General features: G+C 42.4%; 19 protein-coding genes, 3 tRNA genes and 1 other annotated feature. Of the genes, 2 read left to right on the forward strand and 20 right to left on the reverse strand.

Annotated features, from left to right (window positions below):
• Positions 1 to 7: 7 nt before the first annotated feature.
• The 14 genes from NKF87_RS08595 to NKF87_RS08660 all read right to left on the reverse strand — a co-directional run bounded on the left by NKF87_RS08595 (position 8) and on the right by NKF87_RS08660 (position 14,560).
• Positions 8 to 451 carry a Mini-ribonuclease 3 gene (locus tag NKF87_RS08595; RefSeq protein WP_117597824.1) on the reverse strand — a complete coding sequence of 148 codons (444 nt, stop codon included), beginning with the start codon at positions 449 to 451 and terminating at the stop codon, positions 8 to 10.
• Positions 436 to 1,842, reverse strand: a complete 1,407-nt coding sequence (cysS, locus tag NKF87_RS08600) for a cysteine--tRNA ligase (RefSeq protein ID WP_117597823.1) — start codon at positions 1,840 to 1,842, stop codon at positions 436 to 438. Before cysS ends, NKF87_RS08595 begins: the two co-directional genes overlap by 16 nt.
• Positions 1,829 to 2,542: a serine O-acetyltransferase EpsC gene (gene epsC / locus NKF87_RS08605; RefSeq protein ID WP_028086017.1), complete on the reverse strand. Its 714-nt coding sequence runs from the start codon at positions 2,540 to 2,542 to the stop codon at positions 1,829 to 1,831. The genes cysS and epsC overlap by 14 nt, the downstream gene beginning before the upstream one ends.
• 77 nt (positions 2,543 to 2,619) lie before the next feature.
• Positions 2,620 to 2,865 (reverse strand) — a binding site (T-box leader).
• Positions 2,866 to 2,880: 15 nt separating this feature from the next.
• A complete protein-coding gene (locus NKF87_RS08610) occupies positions 2,881 to 4,992 on the reverse strand; it encodes a sensor histidine kinase (RefSeq protein WP_055284136.1) in 2,112 nt (703 codons plus the stop codon).
• The gene (locus NKF87_RS08615; protein WP_055284154.1) at positions 4,964 to 5,671 is read right to left on the reverse strand and encodes a response regulator transcription factor; all 708 of its coding nucleotides are present in this window, start codon (positions 5,669 to 5,671) and stop codon (positions 4,964 to 4,966) included. The genes NKF87_RS08610 and NKF87_RS08615 overlap by 29 nt, the downstream gene beginning before the upstream one ends.
• Before the next feature lie 113 nt (positions 5,672 to 5,784).
• Positions 5,785 to 6,789, reverse strand: a complete 1,005-nt coding sequence (locus NKF87_RS08620) for a GNAT family N-acetyltransferase (RefSeq protein ID WP_117597822.1) — start codon at positions 6,787 to 6,789, stop codon at positions 5,785 to 5,787.
• 26 nt (positions 6,790 to 6,815) lie between these two features.
• Entirely contained in the window at positions 6,816 to 7,367 is a 552-nt protein-coding gene (ispF, locus tag NKF87_RS08625; RefSeq protein WP_253583451.1) for a 2-C-methyl-D-erythritol 2,4-cyclodiphosphate synthase, read from the reverse strand.
• Positions 7,368 to 7,370: 3 nt separating this feature from the next.
• Positions 7,371 to 7,691, reverse strand: a complete 321-nt coding sequence (locus NKF87_RS08630; protein ID WP_253583452.1) for a hypothetical protein — start codon at positions 7,689 to 7,691, stop codon at positions 7,371 to 7,373.
• Positions 7,692 to 7,885: 194 nt separating this feature from the next.
• Positions 7,886 to 7,959 (reverse strand) — tRNA-Met (locus NKF87_RS08635).
• Between the two features lie 8 nt (positions 7,960 to 7,967).
• A tRNA-Met gene (locus NKF87_RS08640) sits at positions 7,968 to 8,041 on the reverse strand.
• A gap of 22 nt (positions 8,042 to 8,063) precedes the next feature.
• Positions 8,064 to 8,136, reverse strand: a tRNA-Val gene (locus NKF87_RS08645).
• Between the two features lie 195 nt (positions 8,137 to 8,331).
• Positions 8,332 to 9,666, reverse strand: a complete 1,335-nt coding sequence (gdhA, locus tag NKF87_RS08650) for an NADP-specific glutamate dehydrogenase (protein ID WP_006427973.1) — start codon at positions 9,664 to 9,666, stop codon at positions 8,332 to 8,334.
• Between the two features lie 309 nt (positions 9,667 to 9,975).
• Positions 9,976 to 13,743, reverse strand: coding sequence for a phosphoribosylformylglycinamidine synthase (locus NKF87_RS08655; protein ID WP_117597819.1), 3,768 nt, complete (start codon positions 13,741 to 13,743; stop codon positions 9,976 to 9,978).
• 109 nt (positions 13,744 to 13,852) lie between these two features.
• On the reverse strand, positions 13,853 to 14,560 hold the full coding sequence (locus tag NKF87_RS08660) for a TIGR01906 family membrane protein (RefSeq protein WP_242998874.1): 708 nt from the start codon (positions 14,558 to 14,560) through the stop codon (positions 13,853 to 13,855).
• A 110-nt stretch (positions 14,561 to 14,670) separates the two neighbouring features.
• On the opposite strand from NKF87_RS08660, the gene NKF87_RS08665 reads away from it, so the two are divergent.
• Positions 14,671 to 15,549 carry a LysR family transcriptional regulator gene (locus NKF87_RS08665; protein ID WP_055284140.1) on the forward strand — a complete coding sequence of 293 codons (879 nt, stop codon included), beginning with the start codon at positions 14,671 to 14,673 and terminating at the stop codon, positions 15,547 to 15,549.
• A gap of 75 nt (positions 15,550 to 15,624) precedes the next feature.
• Here the strand turns inward: NKF87_RS08665 and NKF87_RS08670 are convergent, their stop codons facing one another.
• Together NKF87_RS08670 and NKF87_RS08675 are read right to left on the reverse strand one after the other, a co-directional pair.
• Entirely contained in the window at positions 15,625 to 17,994 is a 2,370-nt protein-coding gene (locus NKF87_RS08670) for an ATP-dependent DNA helicase (RefSeq protein WP_117597818.1), read from the reverse strand.
• Positions 17,991 to 18,548 (reverse strand): TetR/AcrR family transcriptional regulator, encoded by a 558-nt coding sequence (locus NKF87_RS08675; RefSeq protein WP_117597817.1) that lies wholly within the window; start codon positions 18,546 to 18,548, stop codon positions 17,991 to 17,993. The genes NKF87_RS08670 and NKF87_RS08675 overlap by 4 nt, the downstream gene beginning before the upstream one ends.
• A 179-nt stretch (positions 18,549 to 18,727) precedes the next feature.
• Between NKF87_RS08675 and glgB the strand changes: the two genes are divergently transcribed.
• Positions 18,728 to 20,512 (forward strand): 1,4-alpha-glucan branching protein GlgB, encoded by a 1,785-nt coding sequence (gene glgB, locus NKF87_RS08680; protein WP_117597816.1) that lies wholly within the window; start codon positions 18,728 to 18,730, stop codon positions 20,510 to 20,512.
• 273 nt (positions 20,513 to 20,785) lie between these two features.
• Here glgB and NKF87_RS08685 read toward each other — a convergent pair whose 3' ends face one another.
• The 4 genes from NKF87_RS08685 to NKF87_RS08700 form a co-directional block, all read right to left on the reverse strand.
• Positions 20,786 to 22,447 (reverse strand): DUF4091 domain-containing protein, encoded by a 1,662-nt coding sequence (locus tag NKF87_RS08685; RefSeq protein WP_117597815.1) that lies wholly within the window; start codon positions 22,445 to 22,447, stop codon positions 20,786 to 20,788.
• A gap of 16 nt (positions 22,448 to 22,463) precedes the next feature.
• A complete protein-coding gene (locus NKF87_RS08690) occupies positions 22,464 to 23,297 on the reverse strand; it encodes a carbohydrate ABC transporter permease (protein ID WP_181978350.1) in 834 nt (277 codons plus the stop codon).
• Complete coding sequence (locus NKF87_RS08695; protein WP_117597813.1) at positions 23,297 to 24,175, reverse strand: carbohydrate ABC transporter permease; 879 nt, start codon at positions 24,173 to 24,175, stop codon at positions 23,297 to 23,299. Before NKF87_RS08695 ends, NKF87_RS08690 begins: the two co-directional genes overlap by 1 nt.
• Positions 24,176 to 24,237: 62 nt before the next feature.
• On the reverse strand, positions 24,238 to 25,539 hold the full coding sequence (locus tag NKF87_RS08700; protein WP_055284145.1) for an ABC transporter substrate-binding protein: 1,302 nt from the start codon (positions 25,537 to 25,539) through the stop codon (positions 24,238 to 24,240).
• Positions 25,540 to 25,588: the final 49 nt, after the last annotated feature.

Genomic DNA, 25,588 nt, shown 5'->3' on the forward strand with positions numbered 1-25,588 from the left:
ACACTCCTTATTGTTCTTTGATACTGTCCAGACCTATTTTAACCAGTTCCAGCATTCTTTTCCACTCTTTTTTCAGATATAGATATCCAAGCAGAGCTTCAAATCCCGTCGCACGTCTGTAATCTGTAATCGACTGGTTCTTCGCCGGCGACACGCTCTTGGCATTGCGGCCTCTTTTATAGACAGCATGTTCTTCTTCTGTCAGGTGTTCCTGCATCGTACGCATCATTTTCGACTGTGCGGACGCCTGGACATAAGAGCTGGTCTTCTGGTGCAGCTTCTGTACCTGACGGTTTCCTTCATTGATCACCAGGGATTTAATGATCAGATCATAAATGCAGTCTCCGATATATGCCAAAGTAAGAGGTGAATATTCTTTAATATCCACCTCTTTCATCTGGAAAATCTCCTGCATATAAGTGTCAAATCCCCACTCTACGCTCTTTTCCATTGTACTCCTTCTCTGGTATCCTTTAAGATGATACCCTTCTCTAACAGTTCATCACGGATTGCATCGGCTCTTGCAAAGTCTTTAGCCTTACGTGCTGCCTGACGCTCCTCGATCAGTTTCTCGATGTCTTCGTCCAGGATCTCTTCTTTCTTATCTACGATCAGTCCCAGAACTCCTGTTAACTTCACAAGCAAATCGAATAATTTCTGAAGATATTCTTTGGAACTTTCTGCATCGGTTGTTGTATTGATATATTTTACAAGGTCAAAGATTGCTGCAACGGCATCTGCTGTATTGAAGTCATCGTCCATTGCCTTTTCAAATCCTGCAACAAACTCTTCTGTTTTTGCAAAGTTTTCTGCTTCTGCATCTGTGATTGCTTCTGTTTTTGCATTTTCCATAAGGAATTTCAGGTTGTCTGCTGCGTTCACGATACGCTCCAGACCATTCTTGGATGCTTCCATCAGGTCTGCGCTGAAGTTCAGCGGGCTTCTATAGTGTGCACTCAGCATGAAGAAACGCAGTACCTGCAGATCATACTGTTCGCTGATCTCACGTACCGTACGGAAATTGCCAAGCGACTTACTCATCTTCCTGTTATCAATATTAAGGAATGCATTGTGCATCCAGTATTTTGCAAATTCCTTGCCATTGGCAGCTTCGCTCTGTGCGATCTCATTTTCATGATGTGGGAATACAAGATCTTCTCCGCCGGCATGAATGTCGATCTGCTCTCCGAGATATTTCTTAGACATCTCTGAGCACTCGATGTGCCATCCCGGACGTCCTTCGCTCCACGGAGACTCCCATGCAGGCTCTCCTTCTTTCTTCGGTTTCCAAAGTACAAAATCCAGTGGATCTTCTTTCTCATCTTCTCCGGATACCAGAAGGGAACGTTCACCCGAACGAAGATCATCCAAATTCTTGTGCGAAAGCTTACCGTAATCTTTGAACTTTCTTGTACTGTAATATACGGTACCATTCTTCTCATATGCAAATCCTTTATCAATCAACGTCTGGATCATATCTACCATACCGCAGATTTCTTCCGTCGCAAGCGGATTCTTGGTTGCCGGTTTGATATTCATACCGTCCATATCTTTTTTACACTCTGCAATGTAACGTTTGGAAATCTCATCGGCTGTCACCCCTTCTTCGATGGCTTTTTTGATGATCTTATCGTCTACGTCTGTAAAGTTGGATACATAATTCACATCATATCCTTTGTATTCAAAATATCTCCTGACCGTGTCGAATACGATCATTGGTCTGGCATTTCCAATATGGATAAAGTTATATACGGTAGGCCCGCATACATACATCTTTACCTTTCCTTCTTCCAAAGGTATAAATTCTTCTTTTTTCTTTGTCATTGTATTAAAAATCTTCATTTTTCGCGTTCTCCTCCTCTTTTTCTTCCGGTATCGGATTCTCTTTTAAACATTGCATGCGTTTCTCCATCTCCTGGATCTGTCTGTGCATTCTTATATTATCTGCCTGCAGTTCTCTGATATCATTTGAAATCGGATCCGGCAGATGCACCTGATCCATATCGAGTCTCGGTATCTTCTCATCATTCATCTTAACCACTCTGCCCGGCACACCTACAACTGTACAATTCGGCGGTACTTCTTCCAATACTACCGATCCCGCTCCAATCTTGGAATTTTCTCCGATGGTAAATGAACCAAGAACCTTTGCTCCTGCACTCACCATAACGTTATCTCTCAGGGTCGGATGTCTCTTGCCTTGTTCTTTTCCGGTTCCTCCAAGTGTGACTCCTTGATACAAGGTAATATTATCTCCCAGTTCCGCAGTCTCTCCGATGATCACTCCGCTTCCGTGGTCGATAAATAATCCTTTTCCTATTGTTGCCCCCGGATGGATCTCGATTCCGGTCTTTCTTACTGCCCGTTGCGATACCCATCTGGCAAGAAAATAATGTTTCTTCAGATAGAGCTTATGTGCGATTCTGTAATGAAGAATTGCTTTGAAACTAGAATACAGGAATACTTCCATATTCGACTTGATCGCAGGATCCCGTTCCCGTATCACCTGAATTTCTTCATTGACATATGATATGATGCCCATCTATGATCTCTCCTTTTTATAAGTTTACCGCCTGTTCTGTATGCTTTGGTACAAAAAAACTCCGTCTCCTGCTTTACACAAGAGACGAAGTATATCCGCGGTTCCACTCTTTTTAAAGAATACAGTTCTATTACCCGCATTCTTCTCTCAGTACACGTAACGTGTGTAATCCCGGATCCGGCTATGATGTTATCCTTCTTTCTCACCGGACCGACTCCCGGACGCACTTCACAAAAACTGTAATCGGAAACTGCTTTCAGCCGGTGACAGTTTCTCTCTTTCGACACAACACATCTGCTACTCTTTCCGTTCAAAGTCTTTCTCATATAGAATATATATTATGCGATATCATCTTTTTTGTCAACCAGTTTCCATCGGATCTCTGCTTTAAAAAGATCTGCTTCCGTCTCGATCCAGAACTTTCCTTTCTGAATTTCCACAAAGCTCTTAACAATTGCAAGTCCGAGTCCGGATCCTTCGGTATTTCTTGCCGAATCGCCTCTGACAAAACGCTCCGTAATCTCTTCCGGATTAAATGTAAGCTCGGTGGCCGATACATTCTTCATCCGGAATACCGCCTCACCCTCTTCCGCAGCAATCTTCACGTAAACTCTTGTATGAGGCATTGCATATTTCACTGCATTTCCGATCAGATTCTCGAATATCCGGTATGTCTTCTGTCCATCCAGCGCCACGATCACTTTCTCCTCCGGAATATCCAGACGGAAATCCAGATTCGCTTCTGTAATCTTTTCTTCCATTTCTAATTTCACCTGTTTAAAAAGATTCACAATATCCATCTCGATAATATTCAGGTTCACCGAACGGCTGCTCGCTTTACTGATTTCAAACAAATCTTCAATCAATGCTTTTAACCGGAGTGATTTTCTATCCAGTACATCAATGTATTCTTTCTGTCTTTCCGGATCATGTTCCATCTTCAGCAGATTCACATAGGTGATAATCGCAGTCAATGGAGTCTTCAGGTCATGCGAAACATTCGTCACCAGTTCGGTCTTCATCCGCTGGCTTTTCACTTCTTCATCTACCGCTTTCTTGAATCCGGTCTGTATCTTCTCAATCTCTTCTTTAAACGGCTCGAACACCCCCAGATTTTCATCAATCTCCACATCCAGATTTCCATCGGCAATCTCATTTGTCGCTTCTAACAGTCTGTGATAGTTTTTCTTTATTTCATTAAAATATTTCTTCAAAATAAAGTATAGAATTACCGAATATATGATCAGTGCCATAATTCCATAAAACCAGAAAATACTCGTCACTGCCAGAATGATAAAGTTCACAAGCACAATCCTCAGAATTGCCTTACTGCTTTTGTCTGTAAAGTCGATATCTGTAATGGTCTGATACAGCCTGTGTGCCATTTCTTTCACTTTCCGGTACAATCTTCCGCTGTCTCGTCCGACTCTTTCCGCTGCTGCCGGAGCTTCTTTCCTCAGCGTTTTCCACATACGCCACAACAGCGTCCGCTCTGTAACATACTTTCTGACACCAGTCTTCTGTATTTCACTGACACAGCTTGCTGCCCAGTATGTGACAGCAAATGCTGCAATCCAGATTGCGGCATCCATCGCCCCGGGCCTTCCCTTCGTCCTTGTTACAATCCAGTTCAGCTTATTGTCCAAAAGTCCCAGTCCTGTTACCGCAACGATAAAAACAATCTCAAACGGCTGTTGAAAAAGCTTTCTGCCGCCAATCCCCAGCGTATCACTTTGTGCAAGAATCCATGCTGCCACACCTACCGCTGCCATGCAGGCAAGCATCATATACCATGCATCATTCGGCGCTTCATCCCCGAACCAGTACCATTGGTTCAGATATTGTTCAATTCCGTTTTTCTTCATTCCATAGATATATGTACGGTTCTTCGGCGTCTTCAATTTGCCGCCGGTGGCATCCTCAACCGTCTCACTCCAGTTATCTATAATCTTTCTGAGAGCAATACTCTGCGTTGTCTTTTCACTGCTCTTTACAACTTTTACATCCAGATCTCCGTGTTCATCATAAGTCAGTACCATACCAAATGCATATTCTTTGAAACTGTCATCTGCCAGACCCTTTCCGGTATTCGCTGTACTTCGTCCCAGGACTGCCCCTGATCCATCCTCAATCCTATAATCCAGATATGGATATAACGCTTCATAATCCTCCATCCATACTTCTGCAGCATCACTGATCTCCTCCTGAGACATTTTTGCTTCTCCTGTCTTGGATGATATCTCCTGATTATAAAGGACATAACTGAATTCCAGAAAGCTTTCCAGATATTCCCTGTCTGAAAGTGAAGTTGTATAAGTCTTCTGCGCTTCACTGACTGCTTTTCTATATATCGTATGATAATTATATATCATGAAAAACGCTGCTCCAAGTATCGTCACAGCAGCAAGAAAAAGTCCCAGTTTACGCCTGTTTTTCAATTTTGTATCCAACGCCCCACACCACCTTTAAGTATTTTGGTTCTCTTGGATTTACTTCTATCTTTTCACGGATATTTCTGACGTGCACCATGATCGTATCGGTGTTAATCGCACGTTCATTCCATACCCGCTCATAGATCTCCTCCGCAGAGAACACCCGTCCCGGATTCTTCATCAGAAGCAGCAGGATCTTGTACTCGATCGGAGTCATCTTTACCGGTTCGCCGTCAACGGTCACTTCTACATTATCCTCATTGATCTCCAGTCCGCCTATCGTATGGATCCTGGAATTTTCGTTCTTATCCTCCAGCCGTTCCATAAACCTGCGGTATCTGCGAAGCTGCGAATTGACTCTGGCAAGCAGTTCCATCGGAGTAAATGGCTTTGTCACATAATCGTCAGCCCCCATATTCAATCCCATGATCTTATCCACTTCTTCTGATTTTGCAGAAAGAAAAATCACCGGGAAATCATACTTCTCCCTGAGTTTTACGACCATAGAGATTCCATCCATTACCGGCATCATGATATCCACGATTGCCAGATGAATATCTTCCCTTTCTATAACATCCAGTCCTTCTGCACCATCAGCCGCCTGAAATACTTCATAGCCCTGACTCTTCAGATATATCTCCACGCCTTCCCTGATTTCCTTGTCGTCTTCTACGACCAGTACATGATTCATCTCCATCACATTTTTCATCCTTTTCCTGATTCCAGCTTTTTCCTCTGTTATTATCATCCTATCCGGTATTTCTTAAGGGTGACTTCAGAAAATTCTAAAGAAAAACAAAAGATTCTTCTTTATACCGTTTCATTCAGATAAATCTGTGACAATGGAATGATCTTATCTAATTCTTCTTTCATTCGATCCGACATGACCGCATCACCGTCCGCACAGATTTCTTCTGCGGTCTTCACACCGAATACAAGGCTCGTAAGCGCCGCTACGGTGAGTGTTCCTTCACTGTTTTCCGGCTTTCCATCCATCAGCATCACTCCCGAAAATTCTGTCCCCGTAATCATGACACATCGGTTATTTTCTTTGATAACCGGATCTGTCACCGTAAAACATGTTCCCATAAATGTTTTGAGTCTCAAAGACATCAGCATCCGTCTGACATCTATGATACGGATCATAATCTTAGGTTTTTCCCCATCTACTTCTTCAGCCTCTGCTGCGATCTTAATATCTGTGACCGCTCCTTCTTTTTTATATATCTTTAACGTCCCTCCGTCACTTGCATATTCTTTGATCAGACGTTCATAATAAGCTGTATTTCTTTTTGCGTAGACCTGATACGACTGCGACAGCCTGCCTTCCATATAAACAGCCATTTTTTCTGCATCTTCCACTGAGGCATCCGTCACATCTGTACCTTCTTCCACTTCCGCTTCTGGATCATAATATGCCCGATTCTGTTCATACACCGTCCGGAAATCAAATGGCAGATAGATACTCTCCGATGCCGGCATCAGAAATGTAAATGTCTCTCCGTCTGCATACATATCATTTAACGCCTGTTTCAACATTTCTGCCATAAAGCCACGTTTCCGATATGATTTTCTCGTTGCAACAGCGACAATATAATTCACGTCTTTTCTGCTGCCGTTTACTGCAAGTTCGTACGGATTCAGATGCAGCATCGCCTGTATCTCCCCGTCTTCTTCTACCACATAAATCTGATTGTCTTTTACTTTTTCTTCGTAATAATAGTCAACAAAGTCTTTGCTGTCTTCTGAAAACACTTCTTCGTACAGTTTTCTTGTATTCAGCTTTTCTCCTGTTTCCAGTTTTCTTATTTTCATTTTGATTTTCCTTCCCAACAAGTTTCTTATCTGTCCTGCGCTTTCATACATCCGCCACATCCGGCACATCCGCCTTCTGCCAGTCCGACTCTGTAACTGTAATTAGCAATCGTATCCAGACTTGCAATTGCCTGAGAAGAAATACCTTCTCCCGCTCCGGTAAATCCAAGTCCTTCCTCCGTTGTTGCCTTAATGTTCACCTGTTCAACTTCAATGTGCAGTGCTTCTGCCACATTTTTTCTCATCTGTTCAATGTGCGGTGCCATCTTCGGGCGCTGTGCGATGATCGTTGCATCGATATTGCCGATCACATATAATTTTTCATCAATTAATTTTCCTACTTCTTCCAGAAGTTTTATGCTGGACGCTCCCTCATACGCCGGATCGGTATCCGGAAAGTGCTTTCCGATATCTCCAAGCGCCGCCGCCCCAAGAAGTGCATCCATGACCGCATGCAATAATACATCTGCATCCGAATGACCAAGAAGTCCCTTTTCATAAGGAATCTTTACTCCGCCAAGTATCAGATCTCTTCCGTCTACTAATTTATGTACATCATAGCCCATACCTACACGCATATATTATTCTCCTTCCTTTGTTTCTGCTTCTTCTGTTCCTGCTTCTTCTGTTTCTGCTTCTTCTGTTTCTGCTTCTTCTGACTGTTCTTCCTTATCTTTTAATTGTCCCATCACACTGTCATCTTGATATTCCTTTTTTATAAGCTTTGAACCATATTTTCCAAGCCAGAAGATTCCTATGATCACAAAAACAACCCCGGCTCCCGCATAAAACACATAATTGTCCGGATGATCCTTCAGCGAATCCACTAAAAGTTTTCCTCCCAAATAAGTTATATACGCCCCGGCAAGCGAACGAATGATCAAACTGCTTCTTGGTACCATATTCCTATCCCTCCTGTTTCTATACATCACATGTAATGTATTATAGACGATTTCGCTTTTCTTGTATACTTCGATATATAAAATTAAACAACAAAAAAGAACCGGATACTTCCGACTCTCTTGCTGTGTTACGATATATAGAAATGCAGCAAACCTGCCACAGGCAGCTTGTTCCGCATACATTGGCATAAAAATAGCGGGAACTGGATTTGAACCAGCGACACCACGGGTATGAACCGTGTGCTCTAGCCAACTGAGCTATCCCGCCATAATCAGTAGCGGGAACTGGATTTGAACCAGCGACACCACGGGTATGAACCGTGTGCTCTAGCCAACTGAGCTATCCCGCCACAACCAATTTTAGAAAATGTATGGGACCAATAGGGCTCGAACCTATGACCCTCTGCTTGTAAGGCAGATGCTCTCCCAGCTGAGCTATGATCCCATATATTTTGTCGTTTCTCTTGAACCGACTTCGTTAGTATAGCATTGGTTTTTTGGAAAGTCAACTGTTTTTTTGATTTTTTCAAATTTTTTCTACAATTTCTTCTATAACCGGAATAAATCAAAATCGCTGTGCGTTAATCTGATTCAAAAAAAGCCCCGCAAACACAAGGCCTGCGGGGCATTTTTGAAAATATTATACGATTCCCTGAGCTGTCATAGCATCTACAACTTTTTCAAATCCTGCAATGTTAGCTCCGGCAACATAGTTACCTTCCATTCCGTAACGTTTTGCAGCATCGTCCATGTTGTGGCAGATGTTTACCATGATGTTCTTCAGTTTTGCATCTACTTCTTCGAATGTCCAGCTAAGTCTCTCGCTGTTCTGTGACATCTCAAGTGCAGATGTAGCAACACCACCGGCATTTGCAGCCTTACCAGGTGCAAAGATCACACCATTCTCCTGCAGATACTGTGTTGCTTCTAATGTAGTAGGCATGTTAGCACCTTCGCATACAGCTACGCATCCGTTAGCAACTAACTGTTTTGCATCTTCAAGGTGAAGTTCGTTCTGTGTAGCACATGGAAGAGCAAGGTCAACCTTAACAGACCATACACCGCGTCCTTCATGATATTCTGAATTAGGACGGTAGTTCTTGTACTCTGTCAGTCTTGCACGTTTTACTTCTTTGATTTCTTTTAATGCTGCAACGTCGATTCCGTCCGGATCATATACCCATCCTGTAGAATCACTTGCTGTTACAACTTTCGCTCCAAGCTGCTGAGCTTTCTGGATTGCATAGATTGCAACGTTACCAGCTCCGGAAACTGCAACTGTCATTCCCTTGATGTCTTTTCCGTTGATCTTTAATAATTCTTCTGTTAAGTAGAGAAGTCCATATCCTGTAGCTTCTGTTCTTGCTAAAGATCCGCCGTAGCTTAATCCTTTTCCTGTCAGAACACCTTCATACAGGCCTCTGATTCTCTTGTACTGACCGAACATGTAACCAATCTCTCTTGCACCTGTTCCGATGTCTCCTGCAGGAACATCTGTGTCAGCTCCGATATATTTGCAAAGTTCTGTCATAAAGCTCTGGCAGAATGCCATTACTTCTCTGTCTGATTTTCCCTTAGGATCGAAGTCAGAACCACCTTTACCTCCGCCGATCGGAAGTCCTGTCAGTGAGTTCTTGAAGATCTGCTCAAATCCAAGGAATTTGATGATACCAAGGTTTACAGATGGGTGCAGACGTAATCCTCCTTTGTATGGTCCGATTGCGCTGTTAAACTGTACACGGTATCCTGTATTAACCTGAACCTGTCCTTTATCGTCTACCCATGGAACACGGAATTTGATCTGTCTTTCAGGTTCAACAAGTCTTTCAAGAAGAGCGTCTTTTCTGAATTTCTCCTCGTTAGCCTCTACAACAACTCTTAATGACTCTAATACCTCTTTTACTGCCTGGTGGAATTCTGGCTCTGCAGGATTCTTAGCTACTACTTTCTCTAGTACTTCATCAACATATGACATAGCTTTCTACCTCCTAAATAATATACGTATCCTTTTCAAAGGCATACTTTACTATAAAAAAACAGATGACTTACGCCATCTGTTTTTCCCTGACGCCTTTGTCCTTTACTATTGTAAAGCAAACAAGTGTATCTGGCAAGATATTTTTACAGTTTTTTGTTATTTTTGCAACTTTTTACAAAACCCTTGCAGATTTTGCAAGGGTTTTGTGCTTTTTCTTGTATTTTATTCATTTTTTTGAAACAGAACGCACTCTGAATTGCATTTATCACAATACATAGAATTCTGTTCTTCTCTCTGTCTGTTTCATTATCTGAAGTATTTTACTCCGGATTCGAAGATCTTCATATCCTGTTCTCCGTAAATGTTCATTGCCACGCTTCTGTTTCTTCTTTCTGAGTGTGCCATCTTGCCAAGTACACGTCCATCCGGGCTTGTAATACCTTCGATCGCACAGTAAGAACCGTTGACATTCCATTCTTCATCCATCGTGATATTTCCTTCCGGATCACAGTACTGTGTTGCAACCTGTCCATTTGCAAATAATCTGTCCAGCCATTCTTTATTTGCAACAAATCTTCCTTCTCCGTGAGATGCAGGGTTTGTATATACGCCGCCAAGCTCTGCCTCTCTAAGCCATGGAGATTTATTCGTTACCACTTTTGTATAGACCATCTTGGAGATATGGCGTCCAATCGTATTGTATGTAAGAGTCGGTGAATCCGGTAACTGTCCTGTGATCTTTCCACCTGGTACCAGACCAAGCTTGATCAATGCCTGGAATCCGTTACAGATACCAAGTGCCAGTCCGTCACGCTCATTCAGTAATTTTTCTACTGCTTCTTTCATCTTCGCATTCTGGAATGCTGTTGCGAAGAATTTTGCTGATCCGTCTGGTTCATCACCTGCACTGAATCCACCAGGGAACATGATGATCTGTGACTGTCCGATTGCTTTTTCGAATACTTCTACCGAATCAACGATATCAGATGCACTCATATTTCTGAATACCTTTGTGATCACCTTTGCTCCTGCTCTTTCAAATGCTTTCGCACTGTCATACTCACAGTTTGTCCCAGGCATTACCGGGATAAATACGGTCGGCTGAGCAATCTTGTGGTCACAAATATAAATATCAGATGTATCATATAATCCTGTCTCCACCTTCGCATCCTGTCCTTCCGCTCCGGAATTGGTCGGGAATACTTTTTCCAGTGTTTCTTCCCATGCAGATACTGCCTCTTCTAATGCGATCTTCACATCTTTATATTCGATTGCCGCATTATCTGTCACTTCACCGATCACGGTATAGGTAATTCCAAGTTCAGACACCTTATCTGCAGGTACTTCTGCAATGATATCTCCGAATGCCGGTGCAAATAAATCTCTTGCATCTACATTATGCTCAATCTTCACACCCATGCCGTTACCGAAAGCCATCTTGCTGACTGCTGCCGCGATACCATGTCTGTCTAATGCATAAGCTGCTACGATCTTGCCGCTGTGGATATCTTCGGTAAACTTACCATACTGATCCATAACCTTTCCGTATACAGGAATATCGTAATTATCCGTCTCGATGCGAAGCCATACAAGTTTATCTCCGGCTTTCTTAAGTTCCGGTGAAATAATGTCTTTCTCTTTTGCAATGTCTACTGCGAAAGATACCAGTGTCGGCGGTACGTCAATGTCTTCAAACGTTCCTGACATACTGTCTTTTCCACCAATAGAAGGAAGTCCGTATCCAAGCTGTGCACTGTAAGCACCAAGAAGTGCCGCAAACGGCTGGCTCCATCTGTGTGGATCTTCTGTCATACGACGGAAGTATTCCTGGAATGTGAAACGGATCTTGCTGTAGTCACCGCCTGCTGCTACGATCTTAGCGATAGATTCTGTCACTGCATAGATTGCTCCGTGATATGGACTCCATGTTGACAGATACGGATCGAATCCGTAACTCATCATACTTACAGTATCGCAGTCTCCTGTTAATACCGGAAGTTTTGCCACCATTGCCTGTGTCTCTGTCTTCTGATATTTTCCACCATGCGGCATGAATACAGAAGCTGCTCCGATCGATCCGTCGAACATCTCTACCAGACCTTTCTGTGAGCATACATTCAGGTCTTTTAACATGCCGAGCCATTTTTCTCTTACATCTTTCACATCTTCTCTTACAAGGATACTGTCTTTTCTGTTCGGAATGTCAACTGCTACCGTTGTCTCCTGGTGTGCTCCGTTGGTGTCAAGGAATGCACGTGAAAGATTTACAATCTCTTTTCCTCTCCATGAAAGTACCAGTCTTGGATCTTCTGTTACAACTGCTACTTTTGTTGCCTCCAGGTTCTCTTCGGATGCATATTTCATGAATTCATCTACATCTTTTGGATCTACAACAACTGCCATACGTTCCTGTGATTCAGAGATTGCGATCTCTGTTCCGTCAAGACCGGCATATTTCTTAGGTACTTTATCAAGATCGATCTGAAGTCCGTCTGCAAGTTCTCCGATAGCAACGGATACTCCACCTGCACCGAAGTCGTTACATTTCTTGATCAGCTTGCTGACTTCTTCTCTTCTAAATAATCTCTGGATCTTTCTTTCTGTCGGTGCATTACCTTTCTGCACTTCTGCCCCACATGTTTCGATGGACTCTTCTGTATGTACTTTGGAAGATCCTGTTGCTCCGCCGCAGCCGTCACGTCCGGTACGTCCGCCAAGAAGAATGATGATATCTCCAGGATCCGATGTCTCTCTGATAACCGCACGTCTCGGTGCTGCTCCAAGCACTGCTCCGATCTCCATACGTTTTGCAACATAATTCGGATGATAGATTTCTTTTACCGCTCCGGTTGCCAGGCCGATCTGGTTACCATATGAACTATATCCATGAGCTGCTTCTCTGACCAGTTTCTTCTGTGGAAGCTTTCCTTTTAATGTATCCTTTACAGATACGGTAGGATCAGCAGCTCCTGTCACGCGCATTGCCTGATATACATAAGTACGTCCTGACAATGGGTCACGGATAGCTCCTCCAAGGCAGGTAGCAGCACCACCGAATGGCTCAATCTCTGTCGGATGGTTATGTGTCTCGTTCTTAAAGTTTACAAGCCACTCTTCTTCCACTCCGTCTACCTCGATTGGAACAACGATACTGCATGCATTGATCTCATCAGACTCTTCCTGATCCTGTAACTTTCCTTCACGTTTTAATTTTCTCATTGCCATCAGTGCAAGATCCATCAGGCAGACAAACTTATCTTCTCTTCCTTTGAAAATCTCACTGTGGTCAGCGATATACTGTTTATAAGTTGCTTCCATCGGCTCTCTGTAATCACCATCGCCGAACGAAACATCTGTAAGTTCTGTCGAGAATGTTGTATGACGGCAGTGATCTGACCAGTAGGTATCCAGAACACGGATCTCTGTCATAGAAGGATCTCTGTCTTCTTCTGACGCAAAATAATTCTGGATATGCTGGAAATCCTTAAATGTCATGGCAAGTCCGAGAGAATCGTATAATTCTTTCAGTTTGCTTTCTTCCATATCTTTAAATCCGTCAAAGATCTTTACATCTGCCGGCTCATCGAATACAGTAACCAGTGTCTCCGGTTTTTCTTCCTGTGCTTCTCTGGAATCTACAGGGTTAATACAATGCTCTTTGATTGCTTCGAATTCTTCATCCGAAACAGTTCCGTTTCCACCATGGATCACGTAAGTAGTCGCTGTACGGATTACCGGCTGCTCGTCTTCTTTGATAAACTGAATACACTGCACAGCGGAATCTGCTCTTTGATCAAACTGTCCCGGAAGAAATTCTACGGAAAAGATCTTGCTTCCTTCTTCTGCCTGAAATTCTTCTTTATATAATGTATCTACAGGTGGTTCAGAAAAGATGCCGTTACATGCTTTCTCAAATGTCTCATCCGATACGTTTTCCACATCGTAACGGATCAGTACACGGACGCTGTCTACGTCTTTGATTCCAAGATAGCTTCGGATCTCGGTCTTAAGTTCCTTTGCCTGTACATCAAATCCTGATTTTTTCTCCACGTACACTCTTTTTACATTGCTCATAAGTAATCCTCCACAAATGAATTTTTACACATTTTCTATTGTTAGTATAACACAACAATCATTATTTAATACAATTAATATATCTAAACACTTTTATAACTTATACTTATCAATCATCTTTTTTCTCTTCCTTTTTATAATTTCTTTTTCCCCAAAACAATACAATCCATATCAGAACCAGCACTGCAACAAACACTTTACTGATGCGGATCACCATATCCAAAAAGAATCCTTCCGGAAGCATCCGTATCATATAATCAGTCTCCGGGTCGAATACCCACAGATTATTGGTAAAAAACAGCTTATGAAAAATCGTAAAACACGTTGTAAAATCTACACGGAATGCAATCCCCAGCAGTACGCCTATGACCAGCCAGGCACTCAGTGCGATCGAGTATGTTCTGAAATACAGTCTCTTCCAGTCTTCTTCCCGTTTTCTCAGTACCGCCAGTATAACTGCTGCCACAGCCAGACAGATTACTCCGACTTTCATTCCTCCCAGGAACAGATTCCTGACATCACGCATATGCAGCCGGTCTCTTTCATTAAAGAAATCCTGCTCTCTTCCTTCCACTGTCGTCACAACCGACAGCTTCTCCTCTTTCCCGATCAGATAATTCATCATATGTTCTGTCACATACATGACATGGTCTATGCTCATATCCAGATCTTCCGTCACTTCATAGCGTTGATATTCTTTTTTATAAAACCTGTAATTACTGTCTCCATATACGGCCAGCCATATACTAAATATCAGTGCTGCCATCACTGCACACATCATGGCCGTAACAGATATGATCGTTGTTAGCTTCTTCAAGTCTTTTTCCTCCTGCTTTTCATTATTATAACACTTCTATTTATAAATACGGTTGTAATTTTCTTTCATTTCACTTATAATACAGTTAAGATTCATTAGGAGGACTTATCATGGATATTAACTATGAATTATATAAAGTATTTTACTATGTAGCTTCCACCTTAAGCTTTTCGGAAGCCTCCAAGCAATTGTTCATCTCACAGTCGGCTGTCAGCCAGTCCATCAAGGCACTGGAGAAGAAGCTGGATCAGACCTTATTCATCCGGAGTACCAAGAAAGTCCGTCTTACTACCGAAGGCGAGATCCTTCTGCGCCACATCGAACCGGCGATCAGCCTGATCAAGCGCGGCGAAAGCCAGCTCCTCGATGTCGGCGCACGCGGAGGACAGCTTCATATCGGAGCCAGTGACACGATCTGCCGGTATTTTCTGGTACCTTATCTGGAACGTTTCCACCGGGAATTTCCCGGAGCGCATATCAAAGTTACCAATGCGACATCCATTCGCTGTGTAGAACTCCTTGAGACCGGACAGGTGGATCTGATCGTTGTCAATTCACCGAATGCTTATCTCGGGAATGTTCCGAATGTAAAAAAAATCAAAGATTTTCAGGATGTATTTATCGCAGACAAGGCATTTGAGGAATTAAAAGGAAAGAAGCTCTCTTTCAAAGAACTTCTGAACTATCCGATCCTTATGCTGGACAGAAAAAGTACAACCAGTGAATATCTGCACAATCTGTTTCTTCAGAACCAGCTGGATCTGGTTCCGGAGATTGAACTCAGCAGTAATGATCTTCTCATTGATCTTGCCCGCATCGGACTTGGAATTGCATTTATTCCGGATTTCTGCCTTTCCCAGACCTCCGATTCGGATTCGCTTTTCATTGTCGAGACAAAAGAAGTACTTCCGGAAAGGGAGCTTGTCATCGCATATAACGAGAAAGTCCCGATATCCAAAGCTGCGCAGGAATTTTTATCTTATTTTTAATACATCTTTCGGATGCATGATGGAAAATACCATAGGAGCATATGTTCCTCATGGTATTTTTCTTTTTAATGCTGCTTATTTCATATCTGTCTGTTCTTCCGCCTTCCAGAATTTTGCAATCTTTTCTTCAATATTTTCACTGTTACAGATCTGGAAATCATTCCACTCCCTCGGGAACACCTCCTGACACTGTCTGTCCATAAACCGGTCATCCAACAGTGTGATCACACCTCTGTCCTGATCGGTCCGGATAACTCTTCCTGCGGACTGTAACACCTTATTCATCCCCGGATACAGGTAAGCATAATCGAATCCGTTCAGATTCTTCCGGTCGAAATAATACTTTAAAAGTTCCCGTTCCAGGCACACTTGCGGAAGTCCTGTCCCGATGATCATTGCCCCGATCAGTTTATCTTCCGTCAGATCAATTCCTTCTGAAAAGACACCACCCATCACACAGAAACCGATCAGGCTGTGTGCTCTTTCCTGTTCGAATTTTTTCAGGAATTCTTCCCGTTCCTGCTCCGTCATATATTGGGACTGTACTACAACTTCAATCTGTTCCTGTGGCAATTCCATGAATACTTCCCAGACTTTTTCCAGGAATCGATAAGACGGGAAAAAAGCAATATAATTCCCTGTTCTTCCTTTTATCACATGCATCACGTATTCTGCATACTTCCGGTACATCTCCGGTCCTCGCCTGGTATACTTCGTGCTGACATCATTTCCCAGAAGCAATAATCTTTTGTCTGGTTCAAATGGAGATTCCACATAGATTGCATAGTCTTCCTTTGTTGTAGATAACAGTTTTTTATAATAATTGATCGGAAGAAATGTTGCCGAAAATAATATCGTACTATTTGCTTTCCCCATATATTCCTGCAGACATCCTGCCGGATTGACACAAAACAGATGCAGGTAAAACTTTCCTTCTTCACTAAGTTCTGAATAGATCAGATAATTTTCATCCTGCCGATCATGAATATATATGAAATTACGGATACCAAAGTAAAACTCCAGCACCTCTTTCCGTATCGCTTCATCTTTACAGTCTTCTATAAACTCTTCCAGCTTCGTCATCAAAGACAGAAGCTTAATATACACATGTGACACACTGTTCAGTATCTGGCAGCCGTCACATTCTCTTTTCAATTCCAGAAGCTGCTTATTGCAGCTCTCCAACGCCGAGACAAGTTTCGGTTCCCCGTATTTTACCAGCTTTTTGATCTTCAGAAAATCCTCCTTGCAAATACTGCTGCTGTACATTGTCCTGCCGCGTTCTACCAGATTGTGTGCCTCATCGATCAGGAACAGGTATTCTCCTTTGACGCCGTCTCCGAAAAAGCGTTTCAGATGTGCATTTGGATCAAAAACATAATTATAATCACATATAACTGCGTCTACCCACTGTGATACATCCAGTGCCATTTCAAATGGACATACATTCCATTTTCTTGCCTGTTCTTCCAATACTTCCCGGCTCATCTCGTCTGTCGATGTGAGCAGTTCATAAACGGCATCATTTACACGGTCAAAATGCCCTTTTGCATATGGACACACATCCGGATTACAGATGGTTTCTTCACAGAAACAGATTTTTTCTTTTGCCGTCAATGTGATGACCTTCATCTTCAGATCCTGTTCTCTCAGAATCGCGAATGCCTGACTTGCCACCGTTCTGGTAATCGTCCTGGCCGTCAGATAAAAAATCTTTTCTCCCAGTTCTTCCCCGACAGCTTTCACCGCCGGAAATACGGCCGCCATCGTCTTGCCGACTCCGGTAGGTGCCTGGATGAATAATTTCTTTTTTCTTAAAATGCTCCGATATACAGACTCAACCAGTTTCTTCTGTCCATCTCTGTATTCGAATGGGAATTCTACGATTTTAATGGAAGCATTTCTCTTTGCTCTCCATGTCATCTGGTATCTTGCCCATTTTTCATATTCAGATACCAGCTTTTCGAACCATTTTTTAAGTTCTGCCCGGGTATATGTCTCCCGGAATCTACGGATCTCTTCGGTATCCAGATTACAATACGTCATCTGCACTCCGATCTCTTCCAGATTATTTTGTTCTGCATAAATATATGCATAGCATTTTGCCTGTGCCAGATGCAAAGGCTGTGGCTCTTCCAGACGTTTCAGATCTTTAAATACACCTTTGATCTCGTCGACCACCACACGCTTCGGAAGTTCTATGATTCCGTCCGCTCTTCCTTCTACACTCAGGATAAATCCATCACACGTGATCTGATATCTTAACGGAACTTCTGCACGGTACTCTGCCCCCTGCTGTCTCTGGATTTTCCGGTGTATGCGGCTGCCCTGCTGCATGGCATCCTTATCTGCCCCTCCGGTCCGATTGTCAATATCTCCATGTCTTAATATAAATTCCACCAGATTCCGCACCGAAATGCGGATACACGGCTGTTCCAGATTCATGATCTGCTTTCCCCCAATCGTTCTTCATACATCGATCGAATCGCTCCCGTCATCCCTGCGATCACATCGATCACCGTCATGATATCTCCGCTCCGATTCTTCTGGTAAGCGTGGTAGCTTCCCTGTATACAATAGCTGAGCATCACATTCATTGCTGTATCTTCTTTCAATTCCGGGTATTTTTCAAAGATCATCTGCTTGATGCTCCGCTCGATACTATCCGCAAAATGATTCGCCTGACTGCCGGAAAATAAAATCGCCGTCAGGGAATTCTGCGATACATAAGCCATCAGAAGTTCCCGTGCAAACTCTGCCGGATGCTCCAACAGATATTCCGGATGCTGGATACTGTTCGCAATCGACTGTACTACTTCTTCTTCCATCGCATCTGACAAATCGTAGATATCTTTATAATGCGCATAAAAGGTAGACTTATTGATTCTTGCGCTTTCACATAGTTCTTTTACTGTTATCTTTTCCAAAGGTTTCCTGGAACGCAGTTCGATAAATGCGTTCTTGATTCCCCGCTCTGTTTTCTCAATTCTAAGATCCATCTTACCTCCCATTTCCCAACACTTTCTCATATTCGTCGGTTATCCATCCTTTCGTCGGTTTTGTTGGTGGATACCTCCTCGCATTTTTCTTATAATATAATTATAAATCAAAAAAGCAACTACTGTCCATTATCTTTTCGACAGTTGATCTTTTACGTTGCATTTTCACGGAGGTTAATATGGATTTTTACGGATTTTACACAGGAAAAATATTCGACGCTTATGAATTTCTCGGCGCACACCCGGACAAAGACGGAACCACATTCCGTACCTTTGCACCTGCCGCATCACGCATTACAGTCATTGGGGAATTTAACGACTGGCAGGAATGGGAACTGAACAAAACTTATGACGGCAATTTTTGGGAATGCTATGCCAAAGGTGCAAAGCCGGGCATGATGTACAAGTACCGCATCTACAGACAGGACGGAAACTGCGTAGAGCACTGCGATCCTTACGGCTTCGGCATGGAACTACGCCCGGCCTTTGCTTCCATCATCCGCGATCTGTCCCACTATAAATTCAAAGACAGCAAATGGATGCAGAAGCGTTCGGTATGCAAGGACAAGCCGCTGAACATCTATGAACTGCATTTCGGATCATTTAAAAAGCCTTCTGAAAAAGCAGACGACTGGTATACTTATGTGGAAATGATCGATATCCTGATTCCTTATCTGAAAGAAAATGATTACAATTATATTGAGATTATGCCGCTCAGCGAACATCCATGTGATGAATCCTGGGGATATCAGAACACTGGATTCTTCAGTCCGACCGCCCGCTACGGAACTGCTGAAGAACTGATGAAATTCATCGATGCCTGCCATAAGAATGACATCGGTGTTATCATGGATTTTGTACCGGTACATTTTGCCGTTGATCACTATGCACTGTCCGACTATGACGGAACTGCACTCTATGAATATCCACACCAGGATGTCGGTGTCAGCGAATGGGGAAGCTGCAACTTCATGCACTCCAGAGGCGAGGTCCGAAGCTTCCTGCAGTCTGCTGCGAACTACTGGTTAAGCGTATATCATGTGGACGGAATCCGTATGGATGCAATCAGCCGTATCATTTACTGGCAGGGTGAACCGGCAAGAGGTGTCAACAATAATGCAGTAGACTTTATTCGTGAAATGAACCGCGGATTAAAAACACTGCACCCGACAGTTATGCTCTCTGCCGAGGATTCTACTTCTTTCGAAGGCGTAACAAAACCTGCTGATCAGGGCGGACTTGGATTCGATTACAAATGGGATATGGGCTGGATGAACGATACACTTGACTACTTCCGCACCGCACCGGAATACAGAAGCCGCGATTATCACAAGCTTACTTTCTCTATGATGTATTATTATAACGACGATTTCCTTCTCCCTCTTTCACATGACGAAGTTGTTCACGGAAAAGCAACGATTGCACAAAAAATGTATGGTGAGTACGAAGAGAAATTTCCACAGGCGCGTGCGTTCTATATGTATATGTACGCACATCCGGGAAAAAAATTGAACTTCATGGGTAACGAGATCGGCCAGCTCCGCGAATGGGATGAAAAGCGTGAGCAGGACTGGGATATCCTGAAGTATCCGATACACGATACTTTCCACCACTTCATGCAGGAACTGAATCATCTGTATCTGACAACTCCTGCTCTTTCTGCCAAAGATTATGAGAATGCAGGATTTCAGTGGCTGGACTGCCATCAGGAAGAGCGCTGTATCTATGCGTTTGAAAGAACAGATGGAAAAGATCGTATCGTTGCTGTCTTTAATTTCTCGGATGAGGATCAGAAAGGCTATGAGCTTCCAATAACGGATGCAAAGGAACTGGAAGTGATTCTGGCTAGTGATGATGTAACATTTGGAGGCAGTAAGAAGTATACGAAGAAGAAAGTGAAGGTTACGGATGGAAAAGCTGTGCTGGATCTTTCGGCGTATTCAGCAGTGTATTTTGGGATTTAATTTATTAACGGGGAAGCGACCTCTCAATCCTTGAAGGAAACAATAGATAAGGCTTCTTGTTCAGGTTCCATACCATAAGAAACACTAAGAGAGTCAGAATCACCTAAAAGCAAAGGAACTACGCTCAAACTCGGCGTTCGCCTCAAACACGTTCGCTTCGTTCCTTTAACGGTGCTTCTGACTCTCTAATTGTTTCTAACGGCATTCCACATTCACAATAATCCTTATCTATTGTTTCCTTCAAGTCGTGACTGGCAGCGGATTGTTAATAACTTAAATACCAAATTTCTGGATTTCCTTATTCACCCGGTTTCTCAACATGATCAAATACATATCCGACTTCGGATACCGCTTAAATGTCAATGGCTCCGCCAATTCACCTTCGATAAGTTCCATCACATGTTCCCTGCTGGTCAGGGATTCCAAAAGTTCCAGTGCCCGCAGATCTGTCAGTGCTTCATAATGAACCATCATCCGGATAGATTCTTCCGGATTTCTGTCCGCACCCGGATATACCAAGAATGGATCCCCCGAAGGGAACGCATTTCCTGCGTCTGTCACTTCATATGGATTGATATGTTCTATCGAGAACTGACTGTTATAGAAATTATATCCCCAGTGAAGAATTCCGATAATCTTATATTTATAAAGCTGGACTCCATATATTCTGTTTCTTGCGGACGGCATAGACATGAAGCGGTTGCTCACTTCATAAAACTGACCGGTACAATAATAAGTCCACATATCTGTCAGCCCATGTTCCAAAAATTCTTCGATTTCATTGTTTCCCGGAATTGGCTTATCAATTAGCCCATGACGGTAGAATTCATAACTTGACAATGCGTCAAATGTATGGAATCCATCCAGCATATTTCCCAGAGATTCTTTTGCCACACGGTAGCTTTCCAGATGCTCTTCTCTCGGTTCATCCGAAATATGGAAATATGTAACCTGATCAATGTTCCATTCCTTTAATTTTTCAATTAATTGTGGAAGGAAAGCCTTCAGGAATCTGGTATATTCACCAACTGCCTGGGTATGCCATCCAAAGATCTTTTCTTCTTTTCCGTCTACTTCTGCCACAACTTTCGGTGCATACTTTGCTCCCCATTGAGAGAAAAGATGTGACATTTCATAATACTCTATTCCGCATTTCTTACAAAGATCGATCCATCTCTTCAGTTCCGAAAATTCAAAACGGTATTCTCCTTTTACCACCTCAACTTTTATCAGCTGAGTCGTTGTACGTTCCAATCCGACAGCCGTATCAAGCGGAGATGTAAAAAGCGGAGTCAGCATCATATTACAGCCGCGCTTTACATATTCCTTGAAATAATTCTCCAGTATTTTCCAATGTTCCTCAGAGAATACATCTACATGATAATAATCAGCAAGGCAGTCTGCATGCATCCATTCTGTGTGCATAATCTTCTGCTTCGGAAGTTCCACTCCTATCACCGTTAATCTCTGCTTTGCTGACGTTACAACGTCTCCTTCTTTTTTCAATCGAAGCTCTATTTCATAATTTCCCGGTGCAATATCTTTCGTCACTTCAATGTCAATCCAGAGGCTTCTCCATTGATTCGAGCACACGATTACTTTTCCATCTTTCACGTCCCGCAAAAGATCTGGATACAATCCAGGCTCTGTCCGCAGATAATTATCATCTACAATTCCATTCGTCGCTCTTCCTACCGGAACCTGCTCCACCGTTCTGACTCTGATATAGTCTTTCAGTGGTGATACTACTTCCACATCCAGTCTCTCCCGCATAAAAAAGTCTCCGGTATATGCTGCTTGAAAAGATACTGTTTCACCCCAAAGAGCACTCAACGTCTGACATTCCATCTGGTATACCGGTTCTTCATCCTGAAATACCTTTGCCAAAGAGCTTAAAAGCTTCATTTTGTATGTTATTTTCTTCTGTTCAAACATAACCTTCCTCCCCTTATTACTTTATACCACTCATTGTCATTCCTTTTACAAATTGCTTCTGGAAGACAACAAATATAATGATCATCGGCATCATCATCATAGATGCGGCCGCCATCGTTGCCGACATATCTGCCACTCTCTGCGTATCAAAAATTACCAATCCTAACGGCAGCGTCATTTTTTCCATATCATTCAGCATCAATAACGGATTCAGATAGTCGTTCCAGTTCATCATTGCTGTGAATATTCCGATTGAACCAATGGCTGGTTTTATATTCGGAAGTATTACACTCCAATAGATTCTGAACGGTCCGGCACCATCTATCTTAGCCGCTTCACACAGACTGTCAGGTACATCAGCAATAAATTGCCTTGCCATGTAGATTGAAAATGCACTGATCAGTCCCGGCACAATCAATGCTCCAATCGTGTTAAATAAATGCATTTCCTGAATCATCAGATAACGCGGAATCATGGTTACCTGTGGCGGCACCATCATCGTTGCCAGAAGCAATACAAACAATACCTTTTTCCCTTTGAATTCATATTTTGCAAAAACATACCCGATCAATGTACTGGTAATGATCACCGCCGCCGTAACAACAATCACCACCAGAATACTGTTGATAAACCACTGGGCAATCGGTGCTTTTTCAAATGCTGTCCGGTATCCTTCTATCGTCCACTTTTCCGGAAAGAATTTTGTCTTATTTATCTGGATATCTGCATTACTCTTGAATGATGTCATCAACATCCACGCCATTGGGTACATCATGATGAGCGAAAAAACGGTAAGAAATGCAATAATCACTATATGGTGTTTTTTATATACATTTTTCTTCTTTTTCATTATTCATAACTCCAATCCGCATGCATCATTTTATTCTGAATCATCGCTACAATAAATACAATCATAAACAAAGCCGCCGCTACTGCTGAAGCATACCCCATATCATAGCTGCTAAAACTCGTTTTATAAATGTAATTTGTCAGAACCATTGCCGAATTACTACGTCCTCCGTCCGGCGCAAACACCTGAAACTGTGCAAACATTTGGAAATAATTGGCCATTGTCATGATTGCCACGAATGCAAATGTACGGCTCATTAACGGTAATTTTATAGACACAAATCTCCGGACCGGTCCTGCACCGTCGATTGCTGCCGCTTCATCAAATTCTTTCGGTACCCCTTCGATTCCTGCTGTAAAAAGTACAACATTATATCCAATATCCGCCCATAATGTATATACGATTATAATTGCAAGCAACTGCCAGGTTGTCAGGAACCAATTCCTAGGCGGCATCCCCATAAGTCCCAAAATACGGTTCAATAATCCTCCATCGGTTCCGACCATTCCATATTTCCACACCATAGATGTTCCGACAATCGGCGCAATACACGGAATAAAGAGTATCGTACGGAAGAATGTTTTCATTCCTTTGGATGGCAGAACAGAAATAATTTTGGCAAGGAATAATGTGATCACAATATTCGCTGTAACTGCCACTACACAAAAAATGATCGTATTTTTTACTGCTATCCAGAACACTTCATCTGTAAGCAGCCTTTTGTAATTTTCCAGCCCAAGGAATTCATTATAAGAACTCGTTGGATTATAATCATAAAATGATATTCCCAGTCCGTAAGCTACCGGAAACACTGCAAATATAAGTAAAAATATAACGCTCGGTATCAATACACAAGCCACAAAACGATTATTCTTCATTGATTTTCCCTTTTATAAAAATGGCAGAGAAACCTGTACGGTATTCTCTGCCATGCACTTTTCTATTCCATAGAATAGCTGATCTTACATTTTTCTGTAATCTTCTGAGATGCTTCTTTTAATGCACCTTCTACGTCTGTTTTGTCAGACTGGCAAAGGTCAATAAACATTTCATTAAAGATATCTCTCATATCAGAAGTGTTGTATGGTCCCATCCACTGTCCGTCTGGCAGGATATCCAGAAGGAATGAGATATTTGGCATTGCTTCTTTGTATTTTTCGCTGTCTAATAGAGATTTTCTCGGTGGAAGCTGATTACATGCAATATTATGTTCTACCAGATTGTCCGGATTACTGAAGAATTCAATGAATTTCCATGCCATATCCTGATTAGCACTGTTCTTAGGAACCATTAATCCCCATCCTGTTTCTGATGCAAAGGCCATCTTCTCACCATACTGAGGAACCGGCACATATTCGAAATCTTTACCATATGTAAGGCTGTAAGTATCTGTTCCTTCTCCGATCGCCCATGATCCTACAGATGACATATATCCTTTATCTTTATATACATCATTGTAGCAATACTCACCGGCTGTCAGATTCTCAAGATCACATTCTCCGTCCTTTACCATGCTTACGATCTCATTCATTGCCTTGATTCCTTCCGGAGTTGCAAAATTAATGGAATCATCTTCTTCCAGATACTGTCCGCCCTGCTGAAGAATCATTGCAAGGTAGTTACAGATCAGAGCATCTGTATCGATCATCTCGAAACCTTTCATCTCTGATACATCCCCATTCATCTTTGATACCTGCTTGGATACGCTTCTCAACTCATCCCATGTCTTTGGATAAGCAATTCCAGCTTTGTCAAACAACTTTTTGTTGACAATCATTCCGCCATATTCCAGGTTGAATTCCATCGGAACACCATAATAAGTTCCTTCTTTTTTATAAATACCGGTTGTTGGTGCAAGATAATCTTCATCCAGCTCTTTTGCCAGACTCTCCGGTACTTCTGAGAGCGAATCTGATTCAATAAATGCAGGTGCATTTCCACCCCATACAGCAATAATATCCGGTCCTGCTGTTTTTGAAGTCAGTGCAGTCTGAATCTTGTCATTGTAAACTTTGTACGGATAATCTTTTACAACAACTTTATAGTCCGGATTTTCTTTCTCGAATTTTTCTGCTACTTTCTTGTAAGATTTTACCCATGGTTCATTTTCATGGCACCAAAAAGTAAGGGTAGTTTTTCCATCAGATGATTCTTTTTTATCATCTGATTTTGATCCGCATCCTACGACGAGTGATGCAGTCATTGCAACACATAAAAGTGCGCTGATGAATTTCTTTTTCATAATTTTCTCCTTTTCTCTTCTTTACAAATGTCCCAAACATTTTTCATAA

The sequence above is a fragment of the Dorea longicatena genome, assembly GCF_024168045.1.
In the GTDB taxonomy this organism is placed as follows: domain Bacteria; phylum Bacillota; class Clostridia; order Lachnospirales; family Lachnospiraceae; genus Dorea_A.